Origin of the sequence: Pseudolysinimonas sp., assembly GCF_049651805.1 — a bacterium.
Taxonomy (GTDB): domain Bacteria; phylum Actinomycetota; class Actinomycetes; order Actinomycetales; family Microbacteriaceae; genus Pseudolysinimonas_A.
In genome coordinates, this window is the sequence record NZ_JBASCU010000031.1 from 55627 (window position 1) to 68505 (window position 12879).

The 12879-nt window shown below is 67.8% G+C and carries 12 protein-coding genes; 9 read left to right on the forward strand and 3 right to left on the reverse strand.

Going from position 1 to position 12879, the window contains the following annotated elements; genetic code table 11:
- The first annotated feature begins 42 nt into the window (after positions 1-42).
- From ruvC to WBL06_RS08435, 7 genes are all read left to right on the forward strand, one after another.
- The gene (gene ruvC, locus WBL06_RS08405) at positions 43-639 is read left to right on the forward strand and encodes a crossover junction endodeoxyribonuclease RuvC (protein ID WP_424455540.1); all 597 of its coding nucleotides are present in this window, start codon (positions 43-45) and stop codon (positions 637-639) included.
- A complete protein-coding gene (ruvA, locus tag WBL06_RS08410) occupies positions 636-1244 on the forward strand; it encodes a Holliday junction branch migration protein RuvA (RefSeq protein ID WP_424455541.1) in 609 nt (202 codons plus the stop codon). Before ruvC ends, ruvA begins: the two co-directional genes overlap by 4 nt.
- Complete coding sequence (gene ruvB, locus WBL06_RS08415; RefSeq protein WP_424455542.1) at positions 1241-2281, forward strand: Holliday junction branch migration DNA helicase RuvB; 1041 nt, start codon at positions 1241-1243, stop codon at positions 2279-2281. The genes ruvA and ruvB overlap by 4 nt, the downstream gene beginning before the upstream one ends.
- A 69-nt stretch (positions 2282-2350) precedes the next feature.
- Positions 2351-2755, forward strand: coding sequence for a preprotein translocase subunit YajC (locus tag WBL06_RS08420; RefSeq protein ID WP_424455543.1), 405 nt, complete (start codon positions 2351-2353; stop codon positions 2753-2755).
- Between the two features lie 91 nt (positions 2756-2846).
- Positions 2847-4523 carry a protein translocase subunit SecD gene (secD, locus tag WBL06_RS08425; RefSeq protein ID WP_424455544.1) on the forward strand — a complete coding sequence of 559 codons (1677 nt, stop codon included), beginning with the start codon at positions 2847-2849 and terminating at the stop codon, positions 4521-4523.
- Positions 4523-5551, forward strand: a complete 1029-nt coding sequence (gene secF, locus WBL06_RS08430) for a protein translocase subunit SecF (RefSeq protein ID WP_424455545.1) — start codon at positions 4523-4525, stop codon at positions 5549-5551. Before secD ends, secF begins: the two co-directional genes overlap by 1 nt.
- A 65-nt stretch (positions 5552-5616) precedes the next feature.
- Positions 5617-7872: a RelA/SpoT family protein gene (locus WBL06_RS08435; protein WP_424455546.1), complete on the forward strand. Its 2256-nt coding sequence runs from the start codon at positions 5617-5619 to the stop codon at positions 7870-7872.
- Here the strand turns inward: WBL06_RS08435 and WBL06_RS08440 are convergent.
- The 3 genes from WBL06_RS08440 to WBL06_RS08450 form a co-directional block, all read right to left on the reverse strand.
- Positions 7862-8395: a hypothetical protein gene (locus tag WBL06_RS08440; RefSeq protein WP_424455547.1), complete on the reverse strand. Its 534-nt coding sequence runs from the start codon at positions 8393-8395 to the stop codon at positions 7862-7864. The two genes, WBL06_RS08435 and WBL06_RS08440, sit on opposite strands and share 11 nt — an antisense overlap.
- A gap of 92 nt (positions 8396-8487) precedes the next feature.
- Entirely contained in the window at positions 8488-9714 is a 1227-nt protein-coding gene (locus WBL06_RS08445) for a DUF349 domain-containing protein (protein ID WP_424455548.1), read from the reverse strand.
- Between the two features lie 117 nt (positions 9715-9831).
- Positions 9832-10599 (reverse strand): peptidylprolyl isomerase, encoded by a 768-nt coding sequence (locus WBL06_RS08450; RefSeq protein WP_424455549.1) that lies wholly within the window; start codon positions 10597-10599, stop codon positions 9832-9834.
- A 142-nt stretch (positions 10600-10741) separates the two neighbouring features.
- Between WBL06_RS08450 and WBL06_RS08455 the strand changes: the two genes are divergently transcribed.
- Positions 10742-12022: a replication-associated recombination protein A gene (locus tag WBL06_RS08455; RefSeq protein WP_424455591.1), complete on the forward strand. Its 1281-nt coding sequence runs from the start codon at positions 10742-10744 to the stop codon at positions 12020-12022.
- A 155-nt stretch (positions 12023-12177) separates the two neighbouring features.
- On the forward strand, positions 12178-12807 hold the full coding sequence (gene rpsD, locus WBL06_RS08460) for a 30S ribosomal protein S4 (protein ID WP_309709275.1): 630 nt from the start codon (positions 12178-12180) through the stop codon (positions 12805-12807).
- Positions 12808-12879 lie beyond the last annotated feature (72 nt).

Below are 12879 nucleotides of genomic sequence, written 5' to 3' on the forward strand. Positions count from 1 at the left end.
GTGTCGAAACCATTCGTACATTCGTTCGATTAGCCTGGCCGAGTGCGCATCCTCGGAATCGACCCCGGCCTCACCCGGTGCGGTGTCGGCGTCGTCGAACTCGGCGCCGGGCGTCGGGTGCGCTTCATCCATGCCGGCGTCATCCGTACTCCGGCCGGCGACCCGCTCGAAACCCGGCTGTTGGCCGTGTCGCGCGGGATCTCAGCTCTCATCGCCGAGTTCACCCCTGGTGCAGTCGCCGTCGAGCGCGTCTTCGCGCAACACAATCTGCGCACCGTCATGGGTACCGCGCAGGCGAGCGGCATCGCCCTCGCGGTGGCGGCCGAGCACGGGCTGCCGGTCGGGTTGCACACGCCGAGCGAGGTGAAGGCGGCGATCACCGGATACGGGTCGGCCGCGAAGGCGCAGGTGGGCAACATGGTGATGCGCATTCTGGCCCTCGACGAAGTGCCGAAGCCGGCGGATGCTGCGGATGCTTTGGCGCTGGCGATCTGTCATGGGTGGCGGGGTATGCCGGGCGTGGGTCTCGACACGCGGCCTTCGGCCGCTACTCGACCACCGAAGGAAGGGCTCACAGCGGCACAGGTTGCGTGGCGGGAGGCCGAGAAGTCGGCGGGCAAACGTAGGGTGGCGTCGTGATCTCGTCGGTGCGTGGCACGGTGCTGAGCGTCACGACCTCGCACGTGCACGTGGATGTCGGCGGGCTCGGGTACTCGGTGCAGGTCACCCCGCAGCACGCGCTCACCCTCCGGGTGGGCAACGAGACCCGGCTGCACACCGCCCTCATCGTGCGCGAAGACGACATGAGCCTCTTCGGGTTCGCGACGCTGCCGGAGTTGGAGATGTTCGACCTGCTGCGCGGCGTCTCCGGCGTAGGGCCGAAGTCGGCTCTCGGCGTGCTCGCCACGCTGACCCCCGACCAGATTGCCTCCGCGGTCGCCGCGGAAGACGACGCTCCCTTCCGCAAGGTGTCGGGAATCGGGCCGAAGACGGCGAAGCTCATCGTCGTCTCGCTCGCCGGCAAGATCTTCGCTCCGGTCGGAGTCGCTCCTGCTGCTGCACAGCCGTCTTCGACGGCGCAGAACGTTGTCGCCGCGCTCGTGGGACTCGGCTGGAACGAGCGGGTCGCCATTCAGGCGGTCGACGAGGTCATCGACGCCGCGACTGGCGACGGCGCATTGCCCGTGCCGGCTCTCCTGCGTCTCGCGCTCGCGCGACTGGGGCCACAGCAGGTGCGGTCGTGACCGACGACGCGGTCGACATCGGACTCGTGCGCCCGGCACCCGAGTCGGAGGCGGAACTCGCGTTCGAGGGAGCGCTGCGGCCGCGGAGTCTCGCCGAGTTCGTCGGGCAGGCGAAGGTGCGCGGGCAGTTGCAGCTGCTGCTCGACGCGGCCGCGATGCAGAATCGCACCCCCGACCACATCCTCTTGGCCGGCCCGCCCGGGCTCGGCAAGACAACCCTCGCCATCATCGTCGCGCACGAGTCGGGCCGACCGCTGCGGATGTCGAGCGGCCCCGCCATCCAGCACGCCGGCGACCTCGCTGCGCTGCTGTCGAGCCTCGTGCCCGGCGAAGTGCTGTTCATCGACGAGATCCATCGCATGGCCCGCAGCGCCGAAGAGATGCTGTACCTGGCGATGGAAGACTTCCGCATCGACATCATGGTCGGCAAAGGCGCGGGCGCGACGAGCATCCCGCTCGATCTCGCGCCGTTCACCCTCGTGGGGGCGACCACTCGGTCGGGGCTGTTGCCCAACCCTTTGCGGGACCGGTTCGGGTTCACCGCCAACCTCGAGTTCTACGACGACGACGAGCTCGACCAGGTGCTCGCGCGGGCTGCGCACCTGCTCGACCTCGAGATCCCGCCCGACGCGCGCCGCGAGATCGCGAGTCGCAGTCGCGGCACCCCGCGCATCGCCAACCGGCTGCTGCGCCGGGTGCGCGACTTCGCGCTCGTGCGTGGCGGGGGGGCGGGCATGGCCGCTGTCAACGGCGCACTCGAGTTGTATGACGTCGACCCGATCGGACTCGACCGCCTCGACCGGGCGGTGCTCGAGGCGATCGTCTCGCGGTTCGAGGGCGGACCGGTGGGCCTGAGCACCCTCGCCGTGAGCGTGGGTGAAGAGGCCGACACGATCGAGTCGGTCGTGGAGCCGTTCCTGGTGCGCGTTGGGATGCTCAGTCGAACCCCGCGCGGCCGAGTCGCCACGCGGCGGGCTTGGGACCACCTCGGCATCCGTCGGCCCGATCGAGGGGCGCTCTTCGACGATGACATATGATTCAGGGGGTTCGCCCAAGCCGTCTACGTAGGCTCTGCGCGTTTTCCCTCAATCCCCGGAAGGCCTCTCGTGTTCGAAGACCCGCTGTCCCTTGCTCTCATCGCCATTGCGGCGGTGCTCATCGTGTTCATGTTCGTCAGCTCGCGGCGCCGCAAGCGTGACGCCGAGACCATGCGCGAGAAGATCGTGCCCGGCGCCGAGGTGATGACCAGCCAAGGCATCTTCGGCACCCTCCTCTCGGTCGACGAGGAGAAGAACGAGGCGATCATCGAGACCACGCCCGGCACCAAGCTGCGCGTGCACAGCCAGACCATCGCGAAGGTCGTCGAAGACATCGTGCCCGTTGCCGATGATGCGGCCGACGAGCCGCGCGCCCTGCTCAACGAGAGCAGCGTCGAGCCGATCGCGGAGCCGGAGTTCGGTGAGCGCGACGAGCAACCGAAGCCGCGCCCGCGCAAGAAGCCGACCGAGTAGTCGTTACCCTGGGGTGCTGACTCGGCGTAAGCCGGGTCTCATTGGGCGCGCGTGAGCGCGTCTGCCTGACTTATCAAGAAAGAAGAGGCGCGTGGCCACGAAGTCGTCGAGCCCCGTCCGCAAGGCCGGCCGTTCGCTCGCCTGGCTGGGGGCGATCATCGCGGTTCTCGCGGCGGTCGTCGCCGGCAACTCCATCTGGGGTACCTGGAAGCCGGAGCTCAAGCTCGCGCTCGACCTCTCCGGCGGCACGCAGATGATCCTGGCGCCGCTGATCGATGAAGCGACGGATGTCAGCGCCGAAGAGCTCGAGCAGGCGGTCGCGATCATCCGGCAGCGCGTCGATGCCACCGGTGTCGCCGAGGCCGAGATCTCGACGCTCGGCAACAACATCGTCGTCGCGATTCCCGGCACACCCGACCAGGCGACGCTCGACCGCATCCAGGCGTCGGCGAAGCTTGAGTTCCGCGCGGTGTTGCTGGCCGACGCGGCGTCGAACGTCGTTGTCGCTCCGACACCCGATCCGACGGCAACCGCCACGCCCGACCCCGCAGCCACTCCCACCGTCGAGCCGACCGATGGCAGCGACCTCAACTGGGTCACGCCGGAGCTGCAGGAGGAGTTCAACTCCTTCGATTGCGCCACCCTCGACACCGCGACGACGAATGTCGCCGACCCCGACGTGCCGCTTGTCACCTGTGAAGCCGACGGTTCGATCAAGTACCTTCTCGGTCCGGTCGAGGTCGATGGATCCAATGTCGTCGACGCGACCGCGGGACCGCGGCTGGGGGCGAACGGCGTCGCCACGAGCGAGTGGGCGGTGCGCCCCGAGTTCGATGCCCAGGGCACCGAAGCCTTTGCGGCGATCACCACGCGTCTGGTTTCTCTCACCGGGGTGCGCAACCAGTTCGCGACCGTGCTTGACGGCCGCGTCATCATCGCCCCCAGCACGATCGCCGCGATCACGAACGGCCAGCCTGAAATCACGGGCGGGTTCACGCCGGAGTCAGCGTCGGCGCTCGCGGATCAGTTGAAGTTCGGTGCGTTGCCGCTGTCGTTCGAGCTGCAAAGCCGCGAGACGATCGCCCCGACCCTCGGCGAGGCTCAGCTCCAGGCTGGCCTTCTGGCCGGGCTCATCGGCCTCATCCTGGTCGTGGTCTACTCGCTCTTCCAGTACCGGGCGTTGGCATCGGTGACAATCGTGTCGCTGCTGGTCGCCGGTGGACTCACCTATCTGGTAATGACGATCCTCGCCCAGCACTACAACTACCGGCTCTCGCTTGCCGGCGTCGCCGGTTTGATCATCGCCATCGGTATGACGGTCGACTCGTTCATCGTGTACTTCGAACGCGTGCGCGACGAGCTGCGCGACGGTCGAGGAGTGATCGGTGCCGTCGAGGCGGGCTGGAAGCGCGCGTTGCGCACCATCTTCGCCGCGAAGGGTGTCAACCTGCTCTCGGCGGTCGTGCTGTACATCTTCGCCGTTGGCAACGTGAAGGGCTTCGCGTTCACTCTGGGCATCACGGTGCTCATCGACGTTCTCGTCGTCGTGCTCTTCACACACCCGATGCTGCAACTGCTGGCACAGACCAGCTTCTTCTCGTCGGGGCATCCGCTCAGCGGGCTCGACCCGAAGGCTCTCGGCGCTGTCTACCGCGGACGCGCTGAGTTCCGGATTTCGAAGGAAGCCCGCCGTGCCGGTGCGTCGCGAGAGGCGGAACGTCGTCAGACGATCGCGGAACGCAAGGCCGCCCAGGAGGGACAGAAGTAATGGCTCAGCGTGACAAGAACGCCGGCAACGCGCTAACGCGCTTCGGAAACAACCTGTACACCGGCGAGACGTCGGTGCCGTTCGTCGGCAAACGCAAGGTCTGGCTCAGCATCGCCGTCGTGTTGATGGCGCTCGCCATCGCGGTTCCGTTCATTCGGGGCGGTGGCAACCCCGCCGAAGGCTTCAACTTCGGAATCGAATTCCGCGGCGGTTCGCAGTTCCAGGTGAGCGGCGTCGACACCACCAACCCCGACCTCGCAGCAGAGGCCATAGCTGAGGTCGTCGAGGTCGAGCAGGTGAGCGTCACGCAGGTCGGCGAGGACGGGCTCCGTGTTCAGACCGAAGCGATGACCGAGGCGGAAGGCCTCGAGGTCGCGGAGGTACTCGGCGCAGCCTACGGATCAGCCGACGTCGGATTCTCGCTCGTCGGCCCCACCTGGGGTGCCGACATCACCCGTCAAGCCCTTCTCGGACTCGGGGTCTTCGTCGGTCTAGCGCTCATCATCATGGCGGTCTACTTCCGCACCTGGAAGATGTCGATCGCTGCCATCCTCGGTCTCGCTCACGTGCTCGTCATCACGATCGGTGTCTACGCCGCGACCGGTTTCGAGATCAGCCCGGCGGCCGTCATCGGCTTCCTCACGATCCTCGGCTTCTCGCTCTACGACACCGTCGTGGTGTTCGACAAGATCCGCGAGAACACGTCGGAGATGGGCGACGACTCCACCCGCACCTTCGGCGAGACGGTGAACCTCGCGGCGAACCAGACCCTCGTGCGCTCGATCAACACCGCCGTCGTCGCGTCTCTGCCCGTCGCGGCGATCCTCGTGATCGGTGTGGGAATCCTCGGGGCCGACACGCTGCGCGACATCTCGCTCGCGCTGCTCGTCGGTACCGTGATCGGCGCCTACACGACGCCATTCATCGCCGCTCCGCTCTACGCGGCGTTCCGAGCCAACGAGCCCGAGATCGCCCGCCGCGACAAGCGCACCCTCGAACTCCGCGAGAAGTCTTCCGTTTCGGCGTGACATCCCGCGGGTTGAGTAGCGCGTCCGCGCAAGCGGACTCGCGTATCGAAACTTAGACTCAGCGCATGTCCGACACTCAGGCGCCGAACACGGCAACCCTGAGAACGCTGCTGCCCAGAATCTTCTCCCGAGCCCAGCCGACCGGTGCGGTCGACCGTCTGCTGAAGACGGTGCGAACGCACCACCCGAAGGCGGACGTCGCCCTCATCGAGCGCGCGTACGCGGCCGCCGAGAAGGCGCACACCGGGCAGAAACGCAAGAGCGGCGAACCCTACATCACCCACCCCGTCGCGGTCGCGCAGATTCTTGCCGACCTCGGAATCGGGGCGAAGACGATCGCGGCCGCCCTGTTGCACGACACGGTCGAAGACACCGACTACACGCTCGACCTCGTGCGTGCCGACTTCGGCGACGAGATCGCGATGCTCGTCGACGGCGTCACCAAACTCGACAAGCTGAAATACGGCGACAGCGCTCAGGCCGAGACGGTGCGCAAGATGGTCGTCGCGATGAGCAAAGACATCCGTGTGCTCGTCATCAAGCTCGCCGACCGGCTGCACAATGCCCGCACCTGGGGCTTCGTGGCCGAAGAGTCGGCGAGGCGCAAGGCGCAGGAGACCCTCGAGATCTACGCGCCACTGGCGCACCGTCTCGGCATCCAGACCATCAAGTGGGAACTCGAAGACCTGTCGTTCGCGGTGCTTCACCCGAAGCTCTACGTCGAGATCGAGAGCTTGGTGCGTGACCGCACGCCGCAGCGCGAAGAGTTCGTGCAAGCCGTCATCGACTCGGTGAACGAAGACCTGAAGGCCGGCAAGATCAAGGGTCAGGTGGTCGGTCGGCCGAAGCAGTACTACTCGATCTACCAGAAGATGGTGCAGCGCGGCCGCGAGTTCAGCGAGATCTACGACCTGGTCGGCATCCGCATCCTGGTGAACAACATCCGCGACTGCTACGCCGTGCTCGGCGCGATCCACGCCCGCTGGAACCCCATCCCGGGGCGCTTCAAGGACTACATCGCAACGCCGAAGTTCAACCTGTACCAGTCGCTGCACACGACCGTGATCGGGCCCAAGGGCCGCGCGGTGGAGCTGCAGATCCGCACCCACGACATGCACCAGCGCGCCGAGTTCGGCGTCGCGGCGCACTGGAAGTACAAGGAGCGGGTCAACTCCGGTCGCGGCGAATCGGATCGCGGCCCGAACGACACCGAGATGGCGTGGCTCGCGCACATCAGCGACTGGCAGGCCGAAACCGAAGACGCGGGGGAGTTCCTCGACAATCTGCGTTTCGAGATCGGGGCCAAAGAGGTCTACGTCTTCACCCCGCAGGGCAAGGTCATCGGTCTGCCGGCCGGGGCCACCCCTGTCGACTTCGCCTACGCCGTGCATACCGAGGTCGGGCACCGCACGATGGGGTCGAAGGTCAACGGCCGCCTCGTGCCGCTCGAGAGCGTGCTGTCGAGCGGTGACGTGGTCGAGGTGTTCACGTCGAAGAACCCGGATGCCGGCCCGAGCCAGGACTGGCTCAACTTCGTCAAGAGCCCCCGGGCACGCAACAAGATCCGCGGCTGGTTCACGAAGGAGCGCCGAGAGGAGGCCATCGAGCAGGGCAAGGACTCCATCGCCCGCGCGATGCGCAAACAGAACCTACCGCTGCAGAAGCTGATGAGCACCGACGTCTTCGCCGAGGTCGCCGCCGCGATGCGCTATGACGGCGTCGAGGCGCTGTATGCGGCCGTCGGCGAAGGCCACGTCTCGACCCAGTCGGTGCTCGAGAAGGTCGTCGCCTCACTGCAGTCCGAGGCGGAGGCCGACGAGGCCGAGATCCCGTTCACCCCGAAGGGCCGTGCGCGGCAGTTGCGCCCGAGCGACTCGGGAGTTCTCGTCCGCGGCGCCCCCGACATCCTGGTCAAGCTCGCCAAGTGCTGCACGCCGGTGCCCGGTGACCCGATCGTCGGATTCGTGACGCGCGGATCGGGCGTCTCGGTGCACCGCGACGACTGCCTCAACGTCACCTCGCTGCGTGAAGACCCCGAGCGCATGATCGACGTCGAGTGGGCGCCGACCTCGTCGAGTGTCTTCCTGGTGCAGATCCAGGTGGAGGCGCTCGACCGTTCTGGACTGCTTTCCGACATCACCCGCGTGCTCTCGGAGCATCACGTCAACATCCTCTCGGCGAACGTCTCGACCTCGAGCGACCGTCTCGCGATCAGCCGGTACGTGTTCGAGATGGGCGACACCGTGCACCTCGACCGCCTGCTCAACGCCGTGCGCCGCATCGACGCCGTGTACGACGTATACCGCGTGTCTACGGCGTAAGCAGGCGGCGCAGATTCTCGACGCCTCGCGCCTTCGACGGGATGCCGACTCGGCTCTCTAACGACGCCAGGCAATCGTGGGGGCTGAAGCCGCCGATGGCCGCCAGCCGGTACGCGACCGTCGGGTCGAACGGCTCCTCGCTGCGCGCGAACTCGATGACCGTGCGCAGCGGAGTCGTGACCTGGCAGCCGTCGAGTGCGGTCACGTCGCCGGGTTCGTAGACGATCTCGCGCACTGTCGCGTGGTGGGCGGGGCCGAGACGGGCGCGGGCGTCGGGCGTGACGGCGAACTCGAGCCCGCCGAGGGTGTCGACCGCGCCCCAGATCCAGGCCGCGGTGCCGAGCTCGGCGATCAGCCGCGGCGACCGCCCGGCGAGCACCGCCCTCGCGCGGTGGCGCGGAGTCTCCAGCTCACCCAAGAGGCAGTAGGAACCGGCGAGGTCGTACACCTCGCCGTCGAGTCGGGCCGCCTGCAGTTCGGCAGGGCTGAGGTCGGCATCCACGAGAACGGGCGAGAGGCGCATTCCGTCAGGCTGGCATCACCGCCGACGGCAGGATGCCATTCGGTGTCATTCGGTGGACAGGCGAGGCTGTGGAGAACAGCGCTCTGGAAATCTCAGCCGAGCGCGTCGAGCCAGATGCGGCGGGCGGCGAGCGCCTCTTCGGCATCCTTGATCTTGCGCGGATCGCCGCTCGCCTTCGCGGCGTCGAGTTCGCGCTCCAGCTTCTCAATGGCGCCGGTGAGCTGGGCGGCGAGACCGGTGGAGCGCGCGACCTTCTCGGGGTCGGTCTTGTTCCAGTGGTCGTCATCCAGCTTCTTGACGGCCGCCTCGACCTTGCGCAGCCGGTCTTCGACGGTGCGCAGGGAGTCCCGCGGAACCTTGCCGATGGCATCCCACCGGCGCTGGATGCCGAGCAGCGTCTTCTTCGCGACCTCGCGGTCGGTCTCGGTCAGCAACTTCTCGGCCTCGTCGAGCAGTGCGAGCTTCTGCTCGAGGTTGCCGGCGAACTCTTCGTTCTCTCGCGCGTCGACTTCGGCCTTCGCGGCGTAGAGGGCGTCACCGGCGGCCTTGAAGCGGGCCCACAGGGCGTCGTCGACCTTCTTGCCCGCCCGGCCCGCAAGCTTCCACTCGTCGAGCAGGCGCCGATAGTCGGGGATCGCCGCGGTGCCTTTGCTGACGAGTGCCTCGGCGCGTTCGGCGAGTTCCTGCTTGCGGGTGCGGGCTTCCTTGTGCGTACTGTCCAGCTCGGCGAAGAACGCCTTGCGGTGGGTCTCGATCGTCGTGCGTGCCGCACGGAAGCGCTTCCAGAACTCGTCGCCGACCGACTTCGGCAGTCGCGGCCCGTCCTTCTGGGCGGCCTGCCACGCGGCGAACAGCTCGTCGAGCTTCGTCGAAACCTGTTTCCACTGCGCCTTCGCGGGGTCCTGCGCGGCGAGCGCCTCCACCTCGGCGACGAGTGCTTCGCGTTCGGCGATGGCGGCATCCACCGCGGCGCGTGCCTCGGCCTGCTGTTTCTCGGTGAGCTCGCCAACGCTGCCCGTGAGCTTGTCGAGTCGGTCGGTGAGCGACGCCAGGTCGCCGACGGCGTTCGCGGTCGCGATGGCCTCGGTGAGCGAGGCGATCGTCTTGGCGACATCGGCAGCCGGGGCGCCGCCTCGCACGCGCTGTTCGACCAGCGACACCTGGCCCTGCAGCTCGACGAACTTGCGCTCGAAGTAGGCGAGAGCCTCTTCGGGCGTCGCGTCGGGGTAGGAACCGACAGCGCGTTCGCCGTCGCCTTCACGCACGTACACGGTGCCGTCGTCGCCGACGCGACCCCACGGTGCCTGTTCGTTCGCCACTTACGCTTCCTCGCTGTTTTCCCAGAGCCGCTGGGCCTGCCCGAAAGTCCCGAGTGCCTCCCCCGGACCCGAGCCAGCCTATTGCACTGCCCGGACGCCGGTCTCGGCCCGGCGGCGCTACTCGATGGTGAAGCCCGTGATCGTCACCGGTTGCAGAGGGAAGCCGCTACCGTCCTGGCCGACCGTGGCCGGGTCGACGCCGCCCGCGACCAGCGTGGCCAGCGCGTCGAGGCCCGACGTCACCGTGCCGACGATCGTGTAGCCGCCGGTCGACCCGTCGAGGGTCGTGTCGCTGAGCACGATGAAGAACTGGTGACCGTTGCTGTATGGGTCGGCTCCGCGCGCCATAGCGATCGAGCCGGCTGGGTAGAGGTCATCCGCGGGGGCGTTCTCGATCGGTCCGTACGAGAACCCCGGGTCGGGGCTGCCGGTGCCATCGATCGAGCCGCACTGGAGGAAGGACAGGTCGGCCGCGAGGCGATGGCAGACCTTGCCCGGGTAGTAGCCGGTGCCGAAGTCATTCACGAAGCCGGCAACCGCTTGCGGGGCGAGGGTGCCGTCGAGTTGGATGCCGACGGTCGTTGTGTCGTTGAAGGTGAACTCGCCCGTCCACACGCGGTCCTCGGAGAGGTCGGCGTCGGGCGCGCCCACGTTCTCGCCGGCGACAGCGGTTTCGGTGGGCGTCGGGGTCGGGGCGCCCGGGCCCGACTCGAAATAGAAGAACTGGGCGAAGCCGGCAAGGGCGGCGACAGCCACGACGCCGACGACGGCGATGACGTTGTCGCGCACCCGGCGCTTGTTCTGGGTGGCGTTGAGTTGCTGTCGCGCCTCGTACCGCTTGAGCCGCGCCGCGGCCTCCCGCTGCTGCTTGTTGACCGATGCCACGCGTTCAGAACCCTTTCGTTGCCGTGGAGAACTCTAGCGCGGGCGCAAACCCCCGCTCGGCGCGCGTGCCAGACGTGGCGGATACGCTGGCCGGGTGACTCAGCCCGGACTCCGCGCGGGTGCTGCGCCGCTCGCGGTTCGGATGCGGCCGCGCACCCTCGACGAGGTGACCGGCCAGTCGCACCTGCTCAAGCCGGGCTCGCCGCTGGTCAACCTCGCGAACGATACGACGGGGGAGTCGGGCGCCGTGTCGCTCATCCTCTGGGGTCCGCCCGGCACGGGGAAGACGACGCTCGCGCAGGCGATCGCGCACTCCTCGGGCCGCCGGTTCACCGAACTGTCGGCCGTTTCGGCCGGGGTGAAAGACGTGCGGGAGGTGATGGAGAAGGCGCGCGCCGACCGCGACCTCTATGGCGTCTCGACGGTGCTCTTCCTCGACGAGATCCATCGCTTCTCGAAGGCTCAGCAAGACGCGCTGCTGCCCGGCGTCGAGAACGGCTGGGTCATCCTCGTCGCCGCGACGACCGAGAATCCGTCGTTCTCGGTGATCGCGCCGTTGCTCTCGCGCTCGCTGCTGCTTACCCTCCAGCCGCTCGGCGACGACGACCTCGCGCTGCTGATCGACAGGGCGGTCACCGATGCCCGCGGGCTCGCCGACAGCGTGAAGCTCGAGGATGAGGCGCGCGCCGCGATCGTGCGGCTCGCGTCCGGGGATGCGCGACGTGCGCTCACGGCCCTCGAGGCAGCCGCGACGGCGGTGCTCGCCGACGCAGAGGATGACGATATCCCGTCGATCTCGGCGGAGCTGGTCGCGGCGACGGTCGATCGTGCCCTCCTGCGGTATGACCGTCAGGGCGACGAGCACTACGACGTCATCTCGGCGTTCATCAAGTCGGTGCGGGGCTCCGACGTCGACGCCTCGCTGCACTACCTCGCCCGCATGATCGAGGCGGGGGAGGATCCGCGGTTCATCGCCCGGCGCGTGATGATCCTCGCCGCCGAAGACATCGGCATGGCCGACCCGCAGGCGCTTCCGATCGCGGTCGCGGCCGCCGAGGGCGTCGCGCTCATCGGCATGCCGGAGGGTCGCATCCTGCTCGCCGAGGCGGTCGTGTATCTGGCGACAGCACCCAAGTCGAACGCGTCGTACAAGGCGCTGGATGCCGCGATCGCCGACGTGCGTGCAGGACGGATCGGCCGCGTGCCGAATCACCTCCGCGACGCCCACTACCCGGGGGCGAAGCGTCTCGGCCACGGCAAGGGCTATCAGTACGCACACGACGCCGAGTTCGGTGTCGCCCCGCAGCAGTACTTGCCGGACGAGCTCGTGGGCACGACGTATTACGACCCGAGCGCGTTCGGGTACGAGCGGGACGTCTCCGCGCGGTTGGAGAAGATCCGGGCGATCCTCCGGGATGAGTGAGGCTCTGCTAAAGTAGGCGGGTTCGTCTGGATGACGGACACATCCCACTCTTCATTCCCTTCGAGGGCGTCGCGACGTGCGTCTTCGGTGCCGGGGGAGCGCGATGTACGTCCGTGAGTCGCGACAGCCGCGTCCACGTGTTCGAAGGAATCACTGTGGTTACGAAGTCCCAGGACCGCCGCAAGGTGCGTCTCTCCCGTGCGCTCGGCATCCCGCTGACGCCCAAGGCCGCCAAGTACCTCGAGAAGCGTCCGTACGCTCCGGGTGAGCACGGCCGCACCAAGCGCAAGACCGACAGTGACTACGCCGTGCGTCTGCGCGAGAAGCAGCGTCTGCGCGAGCAGTACGGCATCCGTGAGAAGCAGCTGCGCATCGTCTTCAACGAGGCGCGCCGCACCCAAGGCCTGACCGGTGAGAACCTGGTCGAGCTGCTCGAGATGCGTCTCGACGCGCTCGTGCTCCGTGCCGCGTTCGCCCGCACCACGGCGCAGGCGCGCCAGATGGTCGTGCACCGCCACATCCTCGTCGACGGCCAGCTCGTCGACCGCCCGTCGTTCCGGGTCAAGCCGGGTCAGACGATCCACGTCAAGGAGCGCTCGGAGGGCACCGAGCCCTTCCAGGTCGCCGCCGCCGGCGGTCACGTCGACGTGCTGCCCAAGACCCCGGGCTATCTCGACGTGCAGCTCGACAAGCTGCAGGCCACGCTGCTGCGTCGCCCGAAGCGCGCCGAGGTTCCGGTGACGGCCGAAGTTCAGCTCGTCGTCGAGTACTACGCGGCCCGGTAACTAGATCGCTCAGGCAACGGGGAAGTCGCAGCTCTAAGCTGGGACTTCCCCGTCGTCGTATCTCCAGGAGGA

What these genes read in the sequence shown, in the direction of transcription:
- secF (WP_424455545.1), top strand. Translation starts at nt 4,523, where the DNA reads ATGGCTCAGCGTGACAAGAACGCCGGCAACGCGCTAACGCGCTTCGGA.
- WBL06_RS08435 (WP_424455546.1), top strand. Translation starts at nt 5,617, where the DNA reads ATGTCCGACACTCAGGCGCCGAACACGGCAACCCTGAGAACGCTGCTG.
- WBL06_RS08440 (WP_424455547.1), bottom strand. Translation starts at nt 8,395, where the DNA reads ATGCGCCTCTCGCCCGTTCTCGTGGATGCCGACCTCAGCCCTGCCGAA.
- WBL06_RS08455 (WP_424455591.1), top strand. Translation starts at nt 10,742, where the DNA reads ATGCGGCCGCGCACCCTCGACGAGGTGACCGGCCAGTCGCACCTGCTC.